The sequence below is a fragment of the Sulfitobacter pacificus genome (assembly GCF_030159975.1).
GTDB classification, from domain to species: Bacteria; Pseudomonadota; Alphaproteobacteria; order Rhodobacterales; family Rhodobacteraceae; genus Sulfitobacter; species Sulfitobacter pacificus.
Window position 1 is genome coordinate 223,116 of sequence record NZ_BSNL01000001.1, and the last position, 16,060, is coordinate 239,175.

Sequence of the window (16,060 nt, forward strand, 5' to 3'; positions counted from 1 at the left end):
GTGCTATAATCATGTGTGGTTATGCAGGTACTCACAGCAAGAGATGGCAATGAACTTATCGGACGCATGGTGAAAAATTCACTTGGCGTTGATGAAGTCGCCGTAGCGCCTAAAGGCTGCTGGGAATACTATGACTGGTGTGTCGAACTTGGTTTGGAAATGGTTAGCTGGGTTCAAGATATAGATGATATCCGCACTGAGGAAACATCTTTGGGTGATTGGCTTTGGACTTGCCTATGGGAACATTGGTGCATTCGTTACTATCATGGCTTCCCATGTCCGCCGGGTGGTCCACCCATTGGTTACGTCGATTTTGTCGAACGACTAGACGCAAAGGCAGATAGCGGCGATGCCAACGAATGGTTGGGGCGAAACTTAAAAGGTGCCTTGGGGGCCGAAGAAGCTGTTGTCATGCAGCGTAAATACTGGGACCTTTTTGATTATCTCGTTGAACAGGGTGGTGACATGGACAAATGGGTTATCGATGCCGACATGGCTCGGCACCAGACACGGGCAAAAAATGACCTAAGCGCGGAGATGATGGCAAGCCTCCGACGTTTTGAGCGCGCCCAATATCTCAAAAAAGCTGACATTCCCTTGTTCATTTCGCCTCGGGGCTATGCTCGTGCCACTTCTGTAAAAGGAAAACGGTGACCCAAAAGGGAACGCGCTGATACAAATGATAAGACTGCGGACATGGTCCAGTTGTTAAAGAACGCGGATACTAGCCGACCGAAAGGCAACATGGATCTGACATTTGCCCGTGTGATGATCATGAAATTGCGAAGCTCTGGAAAAACGTAAGCGGTGTGCCACCCCACACTTAGCCCTCAATGATCTTACAAATCTTGGGCGCGGATATTGCCATTAAGAAACGCATTACGCATCACCAGCGTGACGCTCAAGAGCGACTATTAGAGCTTCAGCGTCCACATGGCTCGAAAACCTCTCAGGGTCATCTATGAATACCCGGAATAACTTATGCCCTAACTCTTGATTGGCGCGAGCAACATCAACAGACATTTCAAAGCTACGTCTCGAGGCGTTTGAAGGCGGGTTTGAGTTGTCCAAATTAAAGTAGTACAAAATTTGACGACCATCGGTTGGGCCTATTTTCTTACCAACTTCGAAGTCCTTTTGATGCCCGATGCCAACGCACTTGTAGGTGTGAACCTTGCCACGGTTTGAATTCACTCGCTGGAGGGACACCAAGTAATCGTCGTCAAATAACTTTGGCAAAAAGACTGCTAGATGGCAGGCTTCAATCTTACCATCGCTTTCTTTTTGGTAAAGAGAAGCAGACAGGTGCGTGTCGCAAACGAACGGGATGCCCTCGTAGATAGCACCTCGATGGTCCGTGTAGCGAAGCGAATGTGGTGGCGAGCCTTCAATCTCAATTTTTTCTTCAACCAAGGGATGATGATCCAACGAAGTAGACCGATAGCGCAATAGACTAAAGTATGGTGGGTATTTTAACACCTTATCATGAAGCTGAGAGTTCGGAGTAACTTCCGAACTTGGGAATAGATCATGTTTTTGAATGCTATAGTCTATGAAGAACTCGACGGCGCTTCTTGTTTCTGGTGTTAGTAGACTCATAACATCAACAGGTTGTAGTTCCAATGCATGCAAGAAATCAAACAACTCATCGTCCAGGCGAATTGGTGCTTCGCTAGACGCCCCATTTTCCTCGAGTATCTGGCTTGTTACGAAACTGACCAGTGCAACGTGTTCTGGGGCGGCACGTCTCTTGCTTCCCAATGCGCCCGATCCACTAGTACGTACATCTTTGAACAAGTTATAAACACGCGAGTGTTTTCCAAAGCGTTCTGGCTGTTGCCTCGCTTCGCGAGCACATCGTCTTTGAAAGTCGTGTATGCTAACGCCAATATGGCTTGCTAACAGCTCCAGCCTATTTCTTATAATCAAATCAGAGTCTTGCCTCTATGTCACAAAAAAACGACAGATGTCGTCAAGATTTGACAATGAACCAAAACTCCTGCATTATCAACCTTGCAAGGAGAAAAGAATGGCCGATGAAAGCACTGACAATATTGTCCACATCAATGGATACAAATCTGCATTTCCAGTGCGACAGGGCAAACAGCTTAGTCTTTCGGAGCAACTTGACCAAGCGCTCAGCGAAAAAGCAGAGAGTGTGCTTCAAGAGGTTATTCTGCCTGAGGTTCGAAGAAATATTGCCTTGAAGCTTCGCTAGTTGGCTTTCTGCGGTAAATACTCTTTTAGTCCATTCAACACAAAGGATAAAGTATCGTAGTCTACAAATCCAAGTGCGGTTGCTGCACCGAAGCCGGTTCCGAAGACGATCACTGATATGGCAAGAGCAACTCTCCACGACGGAAAGCCGTTCTGACCAGTATCTGGTAGATTAATTATGTTGGTCGTTTCTCCAGTCGTAGCGGGAAGTTTCTCGAACTCTTTGTTCGGTTCATCCAGATCGCGCCGAATTAACATTACGTTCTTTGCCGCTGAATCGACGGCCCCTTTGGCAATCCGTGTCAAATTCGAGTGGTTGTTTTTTTCAAGGTCTTCAATCCAAGAATTAAACTCAAGTGCCACCAAACGGTTCTTCGACTTTTCATAGACGTATTCACTATAATGAAGTCTAAGAGCCCCATATACATAGTCTGTTTCCAGGCGCTTAGTAGCTTCACGGCAACTACGCTTGTGAAAGTTGATCTCACGGATTAACTGCGCGCTTAAGCTGTCAACTTTTTTGTTTGTATGCATCCAAGCGCTCCTCTCTTGACCGCTGTCTTTGATTGCTTCCTGAACAAGAACGATACTACAACGAAGCTTCCGCGTCAAAACTTTATGACAAATTTGACGTCACCATTGAAATAATCTGACTTTGAGGCGGATCGGGTTTGGCCATCGAAGCAATTTTGGGCAACAGATTTTATCATCTACTTTGTCGCTTGCAAGGCCTCCCAATGCGCGCTCCTCTAGCCTTGGCTGCCTTCATGCCTGCCTTAGTTCGTTCGCTAATCAGACTGCGCTCATATTCCGCAAACACAGCTAATTGCCCGAATATCATCCGCCCCACCGCCGTTGATGTATCGATCCCCTGTGTTAGTGCGTGGAAGTGGATACCTCTCGATTGCAGCTTTTCCAAGATTGACAGTAAATGAATGGTGGAACGGCCCAAACGGTCCAGTTTCCATACTGTCAACGTATCACCAGTCACTAACGCTTCCATCATCCTATCAAGAGCGGGGCGTTTGGTCTTCGCTCCTGAGATACCGTGATCGTGGTAGAGTTTTATGCATCCGGCCTGTTTTAGCGCGTCAATCTGTAGTGCTTCGGATTGATCCGCGTCTGAAACACGCACATAGCCAATCTTTCTGCCCAGAATTTTTCCATTGCACCCTATTTGGCTATCTTCTTGATCAGACTCAAATTTTTTCGATTTCACCCCTTTCATGGAGGCAGTTTGGCAGGCTGAGAGCGTGGAGCAAGCGGTAATCATGGCGTTTTTCTCCTTGTCAAAAGGGGTCCCTTTCACAACGGCGCTGCACTTGGGTTTGATCAGTCAAACTCCGCTCAAAAACCTGTGGAAAACAAGGAAAACGGACTCCGCCTGCGTGGATGTGGTAGCCCTATCAACAAGGGACCCCTTTCAGGCCTGCCAAACAGAAAGAGGCCCTAAGAAAATGTTAGTTTTCATTCTATTGGTCGCCTGCATCGGCAGCGGTTACCTAGCGTTCAAAATCTCGGATGATCGGGAACGCATGGATTTCGAGCGTAGAAACTCTCACGGTGTGCGCGAATACAAAAACTGGGATGAACGTAAAGAAGACCGAGTTCATGAAGGTATGAGTAACGCGTTTGGTGTGTTTCTTGGCGTCGTCTCCGCTATCTGTGGACTTCTCTGCGCTTTGGTTTGGGCTGCTGGATAGGACGTGCACTCAGTACGCGCGGACATAGAACTGTGTCGTCATCTTTTTCTTTTCTATGAACATCTATAAATGCAAGTTTGCCCCGCAATCTCGGTTTCTGAGTAATCCACCGCCAAATCACGCGCCAAGGCATCGTGATCGAAATACGTCAGAAGAGCGTCGGGGATATCGCCCATAATGCCGTCCGCGACAAATTCTTCCGCCAGTTCGCGCAGGCTGTTCAAGTGATAGATATCAACGTCTAGCTCGTTGGGATCGTCCTTGTTTAAATCGAACGTATAGCCACATTCGCCAACGGCAATAATGTAGCGCAGTTTGTCGTCATGGCTCCATGCATCGGCGATATCGAAATACTGACCGATATTGGCCTGATTGATCGCCACAGCGTCCGCTACGGCGCAGTCGATGGCATCGCCATCAATGAACTGTATCTCATATTCTTCGACTAGATCGCCGTAGTCGTTTCGGTTCTTACCGGCCTTGTTGCTAAATTCCTCCGAGCTTTCAAAGTAAAATCCGTTGGCTGAAATGTCGTATGGTTGTGCGTGTAGTTGTGTCATCTGTTTGTTCCTCTTCTTTGATCTGACGGGTTGTGCATGCAACCGTCTGGCCTCTGCCGAGGAACGGGGGTGTAAGGATCAAGGGCGCGGTCTCGCGGGACCAGAGCCACGCGCAAGCTGCAACGCATGTGAAGCGAGCATGGCGAGGACCCACCCTTTGATCTGCGCTCGGGGCAGTCGCCCCAAGCAGTGATCCAACGGGCTGAACTGTTGGTGGTGATCAATCAGCCATGTGATTGTGCATGGATTGGTTGCAGGTGGAGAGGTCATGTCTCCAAACCCTGCGAGGGGGTTACAAGGGGCGACGACGCGCCCTTTGTTTGGGTTCAGCACCAATGCGCTGACGGCATCCAATCGGCGAACGGTTGGCCTCCATAGATGGTCTGGGTTCTCAGGGGCAGGAACGCCCTTGAGGCAATGGGGTGTTGGGGAGAGATGCAATCTCCCCGACGAGGGATCAAACATCGATATGTTTGCATGCTCCCCGACGAGGGATCAAACATCGATATGTTTGCATGGCCAAAATCTGTTGAATGCAGATGAATGGCCATTGGCTTTGGGGGATACAACGGGGGAGCGCAGCAGCCCCCTTGGCAAGCGTGTGGTACTACCACACACAGCTTGCGATCACTCTTAGATCGGAAGCTGTCCCACAGGGGCGCAGCGTTATCGGGTCAGCATGGCCCACATCTCGCGATCATACTTAGATCGGTAGGTGGTAGTATGGATTGCTACGTTATCAGTTCAAATTCGGTTCTTGCCCGTCTGTGCCGTCAGATTAGAAACGGCCAGTTTGGTAAAGAAAAACATAGCAATTCCTTGCCACGCCTGACAAAAATCTCTCCCACTTTATCAAGTAACTATGACTGCATTCGATCAGCCGTATCATTCAAGAATTTGGCGTCAGGTACTCCTTCTGACCAACCTTTCGCAAAAGAAATATCGTTCGAGTCTGGAAGTTTTCCTTTTGGGAGTGACAGTATTTTAATCCTTGCAGGCAGCGCTGCTGCTTCACCGACAAATAGCGCTTCCTGCCTCGGCAATGACGAAAGGGTAGATGTCATATTGGACAAGCTGTCAGGTAAGAAACGAGAAACGTGCTGTTGATCTTGACTATTTGATAACCTTAGAACCACCCACGAATTGCACTGTGATATAACAGTCCCTTCTACATCAGACGGTCTTTGAGAGACCAGCATCAAACCTAGACCATATTTGCGGCCCTCTCTAGCGATTCTGCGGACCGCTTCTTGGGCCACCGCGTACTGGGCCTCACCTCTGTTTGGAACGTATCGATGTGCTTCTTCACAAACCAGCAGGATCGGATCACGTTCCCTAGCCGCTCTGTTTTGATTCAACTTATACTGAAACAGAAGTCGCGCTATAGCGCCAGCCAAGGGGCCTGCGACTTCATTTGGAAGCCCTGAAATGTCTACAATCTTGATTTTTGTTTGCTCTCCCCCTCCGTTTGTAACGAATTGGGAGAGTACATCTGAAAGTTGAAGGCGAGGGTCATCGTTTAGATAGTCTTTCATTAGAAATGAAATTCGCGCATCCGATTGTAAAACACGTATCTTGTCCAAAATGGAGGAGAACTTTTGTAAAGCTGTGGCTGTTTCGTCCACCCAGCCTGCATTTGTACGTCGCTTTGTTTGCAACAGCTCAATATGCGCTACAAACTCACTCAATCGAAATGGCCTTGGTTTGTCTCGGTCAAACTTCCCTATTGCGTCTTGCCTATCTGCCACTTCATCATCGTTCTCTGATGGCCGCACAATGGGTTCCTGAGGGTGCGTTGCAGCGTCGAGAGTAGCCAAATCGACCTCAGCTGCGGACAAAATCAATCCTGCCTCAACCATCCGTGCATGTGCAAGCGCTTTGTAGACAATATTCGATTGGGAGGTTGCTTCGTTTTCTGTCTTTCCAACAATCAATGAACGAAATTCATCGCTAGACATTAGCCAGAAAGGAAGTTTTAGATTTGACTGTTCAAAACCCGCATCGTTTGGGGCGTCGTAGGCCCGATAGATCGAGGCATCGTCACCGAATGCCGCCCCATATTCTCCATGGGGATCGATGAGCACAATGCGAGGATTAGTAGGTGATCCTACTACTGCCTCGTGAGCTAGTACCGAATGAAGGATTGATGCGACCGTACCTGATTTTCCCGCGCCAGTTGATCCCAAAATTGCACTATGCTGGCTGAAAAGTTTGTCAATGTTTGCGCGGCAGGAAACACGGGTAGCTCCGACATAATGGCCGATTGTGACATGGCAATCGATATCATCATCGCGCGAACTTTCGACACTGGCATACAGCAACTCTACTTCTGATTTTGTCATCAAGTACACAGATTGTAGGGGTAGAGGATAGGTGCTTATGCCTCGTTTGAAGTCTAACTGATTGTCTTGTGAGTCCCACCATGCTTCCCCCAAAAGATCGGCTTCAATGACTCTCTTGTCCATCGTGGAAAGTGGATTACCTGTTGACGCGGCAATTGCTACAGACTCTTCATCCGACTGAAGTCTTAACAAACTGACAGTAGCAAAAATCAGTTTCCGTCCTAGATGCAACTTGATGACGCTTCCTAGTTGACCCACTGAGTAACTGCGGCCTTGGTATCCTCTCGTAAGTTCCGTAATTCGCCGATCAAGAGCAATCTTGATCGAGTTCCCCGAAACCTCAAATACGGTTCCAATCCCCAAGCCTTTTTCAACTGCGAAGTCGTTCATGCAAACGCTCCTTGAATATCTTTGGGCAACCCGTTGGCGAGCAGGTTTGTGACACCTTCGAAAGTCCACCAAGAACGATCATTGGGTGTACCCCAATGCGGTCCACGCGATCCATTATACAAGCCCTTGTTTGAAGCCACGTAAATTCTATTACCCCAAGGTAACCCCATCCAATGTCGCAGTGTTTCTGGAAGAGCATCGCCTTCATATGAGAAGGCAATCAATGTAAGTTGACTATCTGGATTGGACATAGCGACCTCAATATCCTGATTGATATGTTCGTCACCGAATGAGTAACCGCAGACTAGCAATACTCGCTCAGAGCTATCTGAAAGAACTGATCTAAAACGAGAGAAAAGCTGGGCGAAGGGGTCCAGTTGCGTGTTCACGTATTTAGTAGATTGCGGATAAATCACGACTTGGTTTTGAGGCGTCGGATATAAATCGCTGTGCCTTACACGCAGCAATTTTGACGCATCTTCTTTTGGAGAAATCCAGTCAATTGACCCATGAAGTTTGATGATTATCGCCTTCGCACCTTCACCACTTGGGTGGTTGTACCCGTCCCAATAAGCAACACCACCACCTGTAAAGCCGTCATTCACGCTGATCCCACGTAAGGACAGTGCATCTTCAATTAGTGTATCATAGTTAGTTGTGAAAAATTCGACGGGGCCTCTAAGTGCGTCCATGCCGGCCTGACTTCTAGAAAATACCGCATCCGTGAACTTTAGATGCGCATCTATAGTCACTTTCGGATTTGCCACGTCGCCAATAATTTCTTCACGTATGACATCTTCCCCGTCTTTTTGTTCTTCGCTATATCCCCACCTAACGGTTTTAGAGATGATCTCAAGAATCCCTAAATGAAGCTCACCTAGTGTGGCTATTGATACTTTCTGCCCTCCTAACTGAGTGGTGTTATCACGCGCTCGACTGCACATTGAAATTAGGTCGGCCAAATGTGTAAGAAAAACTTCGATATGCGCACCTTCGTCAATATCAGCTACGATATCATCAATGGCCTGAAGGATAGCTGCGTTACCAATAAAGCGTTCTGATCTCGCAACGTTCAAAACACGCCTTGTGAGGGGATACATCAATGGAACATTCGACTGGAAACTTGCTCCTGCACTCAGGAGCCAAGTTTGCTTCGGAATATTAAGGGCTTTTTCAAATTGTTCTGCAATATCAATCGCGTCGTCAGTCATATGGGTCTCTTCTATTTTAATGCTTTAACAAGCCATTCTATTTCATTTCGAGCAGCTGAAATAATGCTACCGTATGAGTGGATCGAAATATTGCTAGCCAAGTTGTCAGGTGATAAATTCGCTGCTTTCCCTTTTCCAATGACCATAATTTCGAACGCTGATGATGAATCAAGCTGGTTTGCCAATTCATCGCGATACCCCTCAGCTTGGGCTACTTCTTCACGCCCTATCGTCTTATTTGGTCGTTTAAACTCGACCAATAGGTATCGTCCATCAAATCCTTGTGTGAGCAATAGGTCTGGTCGATTACTCGCTCGGTTTCCAGAATATCGCTTGTCGCAAAATCTACGAACTATGGTTTTCAATGACTCGTTGGAGGCCATCAAGGAATATCGTGTTCCAAACAGCCACAGATTAGTGTCTAGCGCTCTATGCATTGTGTCTTCGCGAGTATTGGGTTTGAGTACCAATTCACTCAAATAGTCCAAAAATTCAATTCTGCGTTTAGCCTGTGAATGGATATTGGAGATTTCTAACAACCCGAAATCACCTAACGCTTCGGCAAAATGTAACACCTCACCCTTACTGGCCTCATTAATCTTGTCCAATACCTCCCAATAGCCATCTAGCTCCATGGCGTCCAAGGCGACGTCCGCGATCACCTGAGCACGCGCGTCGCTTTCTTCGTAGTATTTTGTAAGAATCTTGTGCACAGCTTTTTCGGCAAACCCTCTTCGGTGTTCGGGCAGGTTTTCGAGTCGCCTATTTATCTGTTTTTGGAGTCGAGCTTTTTGGAGGTTTAATTGCTTGTTGTGAGTAGTTTGAAGTTTAGATTTCACTTCTTCTCGAACAAATTCGCCTAACTTTTCGAATGCCTTGCTACTTTCATTCACCCCTCCCCAATCGGCCGTAACCATGCCGCTGGTTTCAGGGACAGAGATTTCGCCTGTCAAATTCTTTAGAAGTTTGAGTGGAATTTCTTCGTCATCTTCCAATCCAAAAAACGAAGGATTCCCAACAATCTTGCCATCGACTCTTAAGCTAATTCCAGCTGTCTTGGGTTTGGATTTCGAATGTGAAATTGTGTAATGTAAGTCTACTTGGCCAACCGCGTCCAAAGCATGTTGTTTTTTAACATTGTGCCCTGGTAAGTCGGCAATACCTAAGACATCACCGTTAACATGAATTTGAAAAAGCCGCTCTTGTCCGTACTCTCGAAATAGAAGCTCTTTTAGTTTATCTGGTGTCGGGAAGTTCAAACTTTGATCCAGAGAACTTAACTCGACAATCGAACCTGTTTCTTCACTCAGGAAATTTTCAATGATGAAGTCCAATGGGATTTTTTCCAAATCATCGTTCGCCTCGAGGAGAACCTGTTTATCAATCGTCAATGAGCATCTATTTTTTCCGTTGATCGAGATCATCTTCATAGAAGAAGCCAAGGTTAATCCGGCGAATTTCCCTATACCTTTGCGTCCTTTAACTTTCCTTTTGTACTTTGCAGTAATTTTTCCTGACCTTTGCCGTTTGTCACTAGCAATATCTAAGTAGTTCTGCCTAATTTGTGCTTCACCCATTCCAACACCATCGTCTCTTACTACAATTGGGGCAGGCATCAGAGGTGATGGGATATCAATCCAAACATTTAGAGCGTCGGCGTCCCAAGCATTGTCCACCAATTCCTTAAGTGCGGCCTCGCTTGAGCGATAAGTCTCTCCTAAAATGCGAGTAAGGCGTGGATTGACTAGAAAATGGGCTTTTTGTTGCATATAGAGACTCTACCAGTGATTGTAGTTTGTTCAACAATTTTCGCAAAAAGATACACATGCCATGGTCAACCTCAAATACCCGAACTTAAAGTGCACTTCGTGATTTCAGGCGTTCAAATAGGGTGGAGACAGCTAGGTCCACTGGCGACCTGCATTCAAAGCGCCAAGCCCAAGCTACTGGTAGAAATCAACCTAATGCCAACAGTAAAGTTGCACGGTTTAAGAAAATGTAAGTAATTGAATTATATGATAAATACCAAATACTCAACAAAATGGGTCGCTCTGCACGAACGTGCGCACGTCGAACTTGGGCATTTCGCGATCCTTGAAGGCGTTCCGACGTTCAATCTAATTTCGAAGTCGGGCAAATCTCAAGTTCAAGAGACTGATCTGCCGCGGGATCTTTGGGACAAGGTGGAGCGGTGTTTGGAGTTGCAGGCCGATCATGAGGCCTTGGAAGAAATGCTAGGTGTTATGGAGGCGGTCGATTGGGCCGAATTGCGCCTCACGATTGCCAGCATCGCTTCTGTGATGGTGTTTATTGAGAGGGCTGACGCAGGCAACCCAAACCCAAGTGAGACCCACCCCAAGGCCGCGACGCGGATATTTCAGCTGCTTGGGCATGTGAATGATATGTGGTCGATTGGTGCGGCGTTGAACGCTGATGATCTGCCTGACGCTGGGCGTATTCAGGCGTTTGCAAAAGAGGTGATATTGCCTGCCTATTTTGACGCGGTTGAGATGGCGAAGTCTGCCGAGGCCACAAGTTTCATCGATGATCTCGGTGACCCCAAAATCTTCTTTGCCGATACCGCGCACGCCAAGCTTGGCAATTGGGATCAGTTGCAAACGGTTGGCGCAAAGGAATGGGCGGTACTGAAAGACGCCAATGAGCAGATTTTGCCGTTGGTTTATAAATTTCAGGCTGAGAATAACACGTCGATATAATGCAGGTTTGCAGCTTGGCCGATATCCTTGATATCGGGTGAGCAGGGTAAGTCATTTGTATCTTGTGAGACAACGAAGGCAAAGCGATGCATGTTCAAATCGCTTTCTTCAGTTAGCCGTTCAATTGCACCGCTAGCATCAATTGGGAAGTGCGGTTCGTTGTGTCGTAACTGGAAGGTTGGCGATCCATTGATCCCCAACGGCATCACGTGCCATTCACCCTTATAGCGCTCAAACCTGATTGCGTGGACATTGGCGTCGGTTCGTAAGAAGAAGCAAAATTTCTCACCCAATTTAAGTGTCGCATCGGGTAGATCACGATCTTTGACCTTTTTGATGAGGTTCAATTCATCCTTGGTAAAGCGCTTGATCTGTAGCTGTCCGCGAATGCCGTGCTCCTCAATATAGCGACCCCATGCGTCTGTATGTAGTTTTGGAAATATTCTGGGATCAACAGTATGCGCCGTCTCAACATGATGTTCTGCGATCCAATCATGAATGAGTTTGGCTTTGTTACGCCCAATGGCACCGCTTCTGAAGTTGGATAGATAGTCCGTTCCGGCTACCAACGTGTGCCCGAAGGCGTGCTCCATGATGGCTTCCACGCTAAGACTGCTGGTATCAGCGATAGTGCGGGCGACGTGATAAAGCGCGGCGCGATCTGCCTTGGTTGCGGCCTTCCAATTTATATCCACAACTAATTGTCCGCCTCAAAACTACCCGAATTTACCCGCAACCTACGGCCACGGTGTGAGTATTTTACGATATCCAAGTCTCGAAGCTAGAAAAATCTGCTTTGGGTTTTGGGAATAATGTCCTATATTGTTCCATTTATGTTCTCTCCTGGTGAGAGGCAAAAAAGGAGACCCCAAAACATAAAATGCCAAGAGGCGGAAAGAAAAGACAATGACTGATGTACCTCCAAACTTTAACCCTGAGACGGCACCACCAAGCCTGAGTATTGATTGGGATGCCTATCTGCCATTCTTTGAGGATGAGGATATATCGGGAGATGACAAGCGTGAGTTGATCGAAGCGTTGTGGTCCATCATGGTTAACTTTGTCGATCTTGGCTTTGGTGTTCATCCCCTCCAGCAAGTTTGTGGAAAAGACATTTCTTTGGCTGAATTGCCTGCTGGTGATGTGATATCCTCGAAGAATAGCACATCAAGATTTGAACAAGCGCCAACCCCACAACAAGACGGGCAGGGCGAAAGGAGTCCTCATGTACCAGAGTAAATCCACACAAGCAGACGCCATGGTTGCACAACCACCAAGACAGGCATTGATCTATTGCCGCGTCTCGTCACGGGCGCAAGAAGCAGATGGCAATGGGCTACAAAGCCAAGAAACGCGTTGCCGTGAGTTTGCCACTGCTAACGGCCATGAGGTCATGGCCGTGTTTCCTGATACGATTACGGGCGGGGGGGACTTCATGAAACGCCCCGGCATGGTGGCATTGCTATCCTTTCTCGATGCGCAACCCGATACAGATTTTGTCGTGATCTTTGATGATCTCAAGCGCTTTGCTCGGGATACGCGGTTTCACCTAGATTTACGTGAGGCCTTCCGCGCTCGCGGTGCCACGATTGAATGTCTGAACTTCAAATTTGATGAAACGCCAGAGGGTGAGTTTATCGAGACCATTATGGCCGCTCAAGGTGCGTTGGAACGCAAGCAAAACGGACGGCAAGTGGCGCAGAAAATGAAAGCCCGCATGCAGTCAGGCTATTGGGTGCATAACGCGCCTGTAGGGTATCGCTACAAGACCGTGAAAGGCCATGGTAAGCTACTGATGATTGATGAACCACATGCCAGCATCGTGCGGGAGGCTTTGGAAGGTTACGCGATGGGGAGGTTTCAAACTCAGTCTGAGGTGAATAGATTTTTAGAGACCCGTCCAGAATTTCCCTACAACAAGGATGGCAAGGTTAGGCCAAAGCGCGTTGTTGATATGCTGATACAGCCGCTTTATGCGGGTTATATCTGTAGCGAGGTCTACGGGCTGAAATGGCTGAAAGGCCAGCACGCGCCGATTATCTCAATGGAAACTTACGAAAAGATTCAAACGCGTCGACTTGGGTCTGCTTATGCGCCAGCACGCGCAGACATTGGCGAAGATTTCGCGCTGCGTGGATTTGCGACCTGCGGTGATTGTAGTGCACCGTTGCGGTCCTCTTGGTCCAAAGGCAAATACAAGAGCTATCCATACTATGCGTGTCATACGAAGAGTTGCGACAGTTACGGCAAGTCGATCCCCCGTGATCGTCTGGAAAGTGCGTTTGACGAGGTCGTCAAAACATTGAAACCCAGCCCTAAGCTGTTTGCGTTGGCTAAGTTGATGATTAAGGACGCATGGGCTGCTCGTTTAGGGCAGGCCAAAGATATGACTTTGTCAGTTAAACGCCAAATCACTGACGTCGAAAAACAAATTGAGACGTTGTTGGGTCGTATCATGAACGCGACCAACGACGGAGTTGTGAGTGCGTATGAAGAAAAGATCGGTACACTCGAAAAAACCAAGGCGCGATTGAGTGAAAATCTTGTGAATCAAGTCCCGCCAGCGGGTAGGTTTGAGGAAATAATAGAACTCTCCCTCAAGTTCCTCTCAAACCCTTGGAAACTATGGGAAAGTGAGGATGTCATATTGCGCAGAACACTGCTCAGATTGGCGTTTACAGAAGGGTTTGCGTACCATCGAATTGAGGGGCATAGAACTCCCCAAATATCGTTACCATTCAAGGTGTTAGGTATGTTTTCAGGGGGTGAAAAAACAAATGGTGCTGTAGGGGAGGATTGAACTCCCGACCTCGTCATTACCAATGACGCGCTCTACCACTGAGCTACTACAGCGCTGATGTGGGCGCTGATTAGCCGCAAACCAAAAACACTGCAACCGAAATCTGGACCCTTGCGCAACGCTGCGTTAGACAGGCCCCATGACACAAGGCAAGACGCCCCCGACATCTAAAACCAAAGCGCAGGCGCGCGAAGAACGGCTTAAAGCCGCGCTCAAGGCGAATATGGGGCGGCGTAAGGCACAGGCACGTGGCAGGGCCGCGGAAAACATAGACCCCAAAGGGGCAACCGAGGAAAGCGAGTAGCATGGATTCGATTCTGGTCAGAGGCGGCAAAGAGCTGCAGGGCGCAATACCGATCGCGGGGGCGAAAAACGCCTGCCTCACCTTGATGCCGGCCACGTTGCTGAGCGAAGAACCGCTGACGCTGACCAATGCGCCCCGTCTGAGTGACATTCGCACCATGACGCAATTGCTGGGCTCCTTGGGCACCGAAGTTTCCGCGCTGCAAGACGGCAAAGTGTTGGCGATGTCCAGTCAGGGGCCGATCAACACCCATGCCGATTATGACATCGTGCGTAAAATGCGGGCTTCCAACCTTGTGCTGGGGCCGCTGCTGGCGCGTGAGGGCCATGCGGAGGTCTCGCTGCCCGGCGGTTGTGCCATCGGGGCGCGGCCAATGGATATTCACACCGATGGGCTGACGCAGATGGGCGCGGATATCGAGTTGCGCGATGGATATCTGCACGCGAAGGCGCAGGGCGGGCGGTTGAAAGGGGCGGTCATCGACTTCCCCTTTGCCTCTGTCGGGGCGACCGAAAATATCATGATGGCCGCGACTTTGGCCAAAGGCACCACGGTGATCAACAACGCCGCGCGAGAACCTGAAATCGTCGATCTGGCTGATTGCCTGCGCGCCATGGGCGCACAGATCGACGGCGACGGCACCCCATCGATCACCATTCAGGGTGTCGATAGCCTGCATGGGGCAACGCACAAGGTGGTGACCGACCGAATTGAACTTGGAACCTATATGCTGGCCCCGGCAATTTGCGGTGGTGAGGTTGAACTGCTGGATGGGCGCATCGACCTGCTGTCGGCCTTCTGCGAAAAACTTGATGCGGCGGGGATTTCCGTGACTGAAACCGCGACCGGGCTGACGGTGGCGCGTAAAAACGGCCGTATCCGTGCGGTTGATGTCACAACCGAGCCCTTCCCCGGCTTTCCAACCGACCTGCAAGCCCAGATGATGGCGCTGTTGTGTACCGCTGAAGGGACTTCTGTGCTGGAAGAGAAGATCTTTGAAAACCGGTTCATGCATGCGCCTGAGCTTGAGCGCATGGGGGCGGATATTGAAGTGCACGGCGGTACTGCAACGGTCAAAGGGGTAAGCAAATTGAAAGGCGCGCCTGTCATGGCCACCGACCTGCGTGCATCGGTTTCCCTGATCCTTGCCGGTCTTGCCGCCGAAGGGGAAACCAAGGTTGCACGCGTCTATCACCTTGACCGGGGGTATGAACATGTGGTTGCCAAACTCCGCGGTGTTGGTGCCGATATTGAACGGATCAAGGAAACATGACCCAGGACGCCCGTTTTGAGGATGGTGCAGAAGCGCCGCTAAATCTTGGCGCGATGGATGTGGATGACCTTAAGGTTATTTCGTCATTGGTGCAGGACGCCGTATTTCCGGCCTCGGAAATGCGCTGGGAACGCAGGGCGGGGCGCTTTGCCCTTCTGCTGAACCGCATGCGTTGGGAGGATAACGGGCAAGACCGTCATGCCCCCGAACGTGTTCAGTCAGTGCTGATGTTCAAGACGGTGCAGGGTGTTGCCAGTCAGGACGTGCCAAAAGGCGACGCGGATACCATCCTGTCGCTGCTTTCGCTGGATTTTGACGAAACCGACGCCCCTTCTGGCCATCTGACGCTGACCCTTGCTGGGGATGGTGCCATCCGCCTCAGCGTGGAGACGATTGAAGTAACGCTTAAGGATGTCACACGCCCTTATGTCGCGCCTTCCAGAAAACGGCCGGAGCATCCCGAATAATTTTTTTCCGACAGCCCCCTCTTTTTGGCCCTAAATACTGCTGCCGCTTTACCCGTAAATCGCGGTGTTCCCCGAT

17 protein-coding genes and 1 tRNA gene are annotated in these 16,060 nt (G+C 49.0%); 9 read left to right on the top strand and 9 right to left on the bottom strand.

Annotated features, from left to right (window positions below; all coding sequences use genetic code 11):
- The first annotated feature begins 21 nt into the window (after positions 1-21).
- On the top strand, positions 22-654 hold the full coding sequence (locus QQL78_RS01265; protein ID WP_284369785.1) for a hypothetical protein: 633 nt from the start codon (positions 22-24) through the stop codon (positions 652-654).
- A 225-nt stretch (positions 655-879) separates the two neighbouring features.
- Here the strand turns inward: QQL78_RS01265 and QQL78_RS01270 are convergent, their stop codons facing one another.
- Positions 880-1,797 (bottom strand): hypothetical protein, encoded by a 918-nt coding sequence (locus tag QQL78_RS01270; RefSeq protein ID WP_284369786.1) that lies wholly within the window; start codon positions 1,795-1,797, stop codon positions 880-882.
- A gap of 232 nt (positions 1,798-2,029) precedes the next feature.
- Between QQL78_RS01270 and QQL78_RS01275 the strand changes: the two genes are divergently transcribed.
- Positions 2,030-2,218 carry a hypothetical protein gene (locus tag QQL78_RS01275; RefSeq protein ID WP_284369787.1) on the top strand — a complete coding sequence of 63 codons (189 nt, stop codon included), beginning with the start codon at positions 2,030-2,032 and terminating at the stop codon, positions 2,216-2,218.
- Here the strand turns inward: QQL78_RS01275 and QQL78_RS01280 are convergent.
- Positions 2,215-2,751, bottom strand: a complete 537-nt coding sequence (locus QQL78_RS01280; RefSeq protein ID WP_284369788.1) for a hypothetical protein — start codon at positions 2,749-2,751, stop codon at positions 2,215-2,217. The genes QQL78_RS01275 and QQL78_RS01280 overlap by 4 nt on opposite strands.
- Positions 2,752-2,923: 172 nt before the next feature.
- Positions 2,924-3,490: a recombinase family protein gene (locus QQL78_RS01285; RefSeq protein WP_284369789.1), complete on the bottom strand. Its 567-nt coding sequence runs from the start codon at positions 3,488-3,490 to the stop codon at positions 2,924-2,926.
- Between QQL78_RS01285 and QQL78_RS01290 the strand changes: the two genes are divergently transcribed.
- Positions 3,489-3,920 carry a hypothetical protein gene (locus QQL78_RS01290; protein ID WP_284369790.1) on the top strand — a complete coding sequence of 144 codons (432 nt, stop codon included), beginning with the start codon at positions 3,489-3,491 and terminating at the stop codon, positions 3,918-3,920. The genes QQL78_RS01285 and QQL78_RS01290 overlap by 2 nt on opposite strands.
- A gap of 53 nt (positions 3,921-3,973) precedes the next feature.
- Here the strand turns inward: QQL78_RS01290 and QQL78_RS01295 are convergent, their stop codons facing one another.
- The 4 genes from QQL78_RS01295 to QQL78_RS01310 all read right to left on the bottom strand — a co-directional run bounded on the left by QQL78_RS01295 (position 3,974) and on the right by QQL78_RS01310 (position 10,192).
- A complete protein-coding gene (locus QQL78_RS01295; protein ID WP_284369791.1) occupies positions 3,974-4,480 on the bottom strand; it encodes an antirestriction protein ArdA in 507 nt (168 codons plus the stop codon).
- Between the two features lie 860 nt (positions 4,481-5,340).
- A complete protein-coding gene (locus QQL78_RS01300) occupies positions 5,341-7,212 on the bottom strand; it encodes an ATP-binding protein (protein WP_284369792.1) in 1,872 nt (623 codons plus the stop codon).
- The gene (locus tag QQL78_RS01305; RefSeq protein ID WP_284369793.1) at positions 7,209-8,423 is read right to left on the bottom strand and encodes an SIR2 family protein; all 1,215 of its coding nucleotides are present in this window, start codon (positions 8,421-8,423) and stop codon (positions 7,209-7,211) included. The genes QQL78_RS01300 and QQL78_RS01305 overlap by 4 nt, the downstream gene beginning before the upstream one ends.
- 11 nt (positions 8,424-8,434) lie before the next feature.
- On the bottom strand, positions 8,435-10,192 hold the full coding sequence (locus QQL78_RS01310) for an ATP-binding protein (protein ID WP_284369794.1): 1,758 nt from the start codon (positions 10,190-10,192) through the stop codon (positions 8,435-8,437).
- A 246-nt stretch (positions 10,193-10,438) separates the two neighbouring features.
- Here QQL78_RS01310 and QQL78_RS01315 point away from each other — a divergent pair, with 246 nt between their 5' ends.
- Positions 10,439-11,140 carry a phage exclusion protein Lit family protein gene (locus QQL78_RS01315; protein WP_284369795.1) on the top strand — a complete coding sequence of 234 codons (702 nt, stop codon included), beginning with the start codon at positions 10,439-10,441 and terminating at the stop codon, positions 11,138-11,140.
- Here QQL78_RS01315 and QQL78_RS01320 read toward each other — a convergent pair.
- Positions 11,113-11,835, bottom strand: a complete 723-nt coding sequence (locus QQL78_RS01320; protein WP_284369796.1) for a hypothetical protein — start codon at positions 11,833-11,835, stop codon at positions 11,113-11,115. The genes QQL78_RS01315 and QQL78_RS01320 overlap by 28 nt on opposite strands.
- 211 nt (positions 11,836-12,046) lie before the next feature.
- Between QQL78_RS01320 and QQL78_RS01325 the strand changes: the two genes are divergently transcribed.
- The gene (locus tag QQL78_RS01325) at positions 12,047-12,379 is read left to right on the top strand and encodes a hypothetical protein (RefSeq protein WP_284369797.1); all 333 of its coding nucleotides are present in this window, start codon (positions 12,047-12,049) and stop codon (positions 12,377-12,379) included.
- On the top strand, positions 12,366-13,940 hold the full coding sequence (locus QQL78_RS01330) for a recombinase family protein (protein ID WP_284369798.1): 1,575 nt from the start codon (positions 12,366-12,368) through the stop codon (positions 13,938-13,940). The genes QQL78_RS01325 and QQL78_RS01330 overlap by 14 nt, the downstream gene beginning before the upstream one ends.
- Here QQL78_RS01330 and QQL78_RS01335 read toward each other — a convergent pair.
- Positions 13,919-13,993: transfer RNA gene (locus tag QQL78_RS01335), tRNA-Thr, on the bottom strand. The two genes, QQL78_RS01330 and QQL78_RS01335, sit on opposite strands and share 22 nt — an antisense overlap.
- Before the next feature lie 86 nt (positions 13,994-14,079).
- Here QQL78_RS01335 and QQL78_RS01340 point away from each other — a divergent pair.
- Genes QQL78_RS01340 through QQL78_RS01350 form a run of 3 tightly spaced genes read left to right on the top strand, consistent with a single transcriptional unit; the run spans position 14,080 to position 15,984 of the window.
- Positions 14,080-14,244, top strand: a complete 165-nt coding sequence (locus QQL78_RS01340) for a hypothetical protein (RefSeq protein WP_284369799.1) — start codon at positions 14,080-14,082, stop codon at positions 14,242-14,244.
- 1 nt (position 14,245) lies between these two features.
- Positions 14,246-15,517: a UDP-N-acetylglucosamine 1-carboxyvinyltransferase gene (gene murA / locus QQL78_RS01345; protein WP_284369801.1), complete on the top strand. Its 1,272-nt coding sequence runs from the start codon at positions 14,246-14,248 to the stop codon at positions 15,515-15,517.
- Entirely contained in the window at positions 15,514-15,984 is a 471-nt protein-coding gene (locus QQL78_RS01350; RefSeq protein WP_284369802.1) for a DUF2948 family protein, read from the top strand. Before murA ends, QQL78_RS01350 begins: the two co-directional genes overlap by 4 nt.
- Positions 15,985-16,060 lie beyond the last annotated feature (76 nt).

Bases quoted from the DNA above. Each gene is read 5' to 3' on its own strand.
- QQL78_RS01265 (WP_284369785.1), top strand. From the start codon at position 22: ATGCAGGTACTCACAGCAAGAGATGGCAATGAACTTATCGGACGCATG.
- QQL78_RS01275 (WP_284369787.1), top strand. From the start codon at position 2,030: ATGGCCGATGAAAGCACTGACAATATTGTCCACATCAATGGATACAAA.
- QQL78_RS01280 (WP_284369788.1), bottom strand. From the start codon at position 2,751: ATGCATACAAACAAAAAAGTTGACAGCTTAAGCGCGCAGTTAATCCGT.
- QQL78_RS01290 (WP_284369790.1), top strand. From the start codon at position 3,489: ATGGCGTTTTTCTCCTTGTCAAAAGGGGTCCCTTTCACAACGGCGCTG.
- QQL78_RS01285 (WP_284369789.1), bottom strand. From the start codon at position 3,490: ATGATTACCGCTTGCTCCACGCTCTCAGCCTGCCAAACTGCCTCCATG.
- QQL78_RS01295 (WP_284369791.1), bottom strand. From the start codon at position 4,480: ATGACACAACTACACGCACAACCATACGACATTTCAGCCAACGGATTT.
- QQL78_RS01300 (WP_284369792.1), bottom strand. From the start codon at position 7,212: ATGAACGACTTCGCAGTTGAAAAAGGCTTGGGGATTGGAACCGTATTT.
- QQL78_RS01305 (WP_284369793.1), bottom strand. From the start codon at position 8,423: ATGACTGACGACGCGATTGATATTGCAGAACAATTTGAAAAAGCCCTT.
- QQL78_RS01310 (WP_284369794.1), bottom strand. From the start codon at position 10,192: ATGCAACAAAAAGCCCATTTTCTAGTCAATCCACGCCTTACTCGCATT.
- QQL78_RS01315 (WP_284369795.1), top strand. From the start codon at position 10,439: ATGATAAATACCAAATACTCAACAAAATGGGTCGCTCTGCACGAACGT.
- QQL78_RS01325 (WP_284369797.1), top strand. From the start codon at position 12,047: ATGACTGATGTACCTCCAAACTTTAACCCTGAGACGGCACCACCAAGC.
- QQL78_RS01330 (WP_284369798.1), top strand. From the start codon at position 12,366: ATGTACCAGAGTAAATCCACACAAGCAGACGCCATGGTTGCACAACCA.
- QQL78_RS01340 (WP_284369799.1), top strand. From the start codon at position 14,080: ATGACACAAGGCAAGACGCCCCCGACATCTAAAACCAAAGCGCAGGCG.
- murA (WP_284369801.1), top strand. From the start codon at position 14,246: ATGGATTCGATTCTGGTCAGAGGCGGCAAAGAGCTGCAGGGCGCAATA.
- QQL78_RS01350 (WP_284369802.1), top strand. From the start codon at position 15,514: ATGACCCAGGACGCCCGTTTTGAGGATGGTGCAGAAGCGCCGCTAAAT.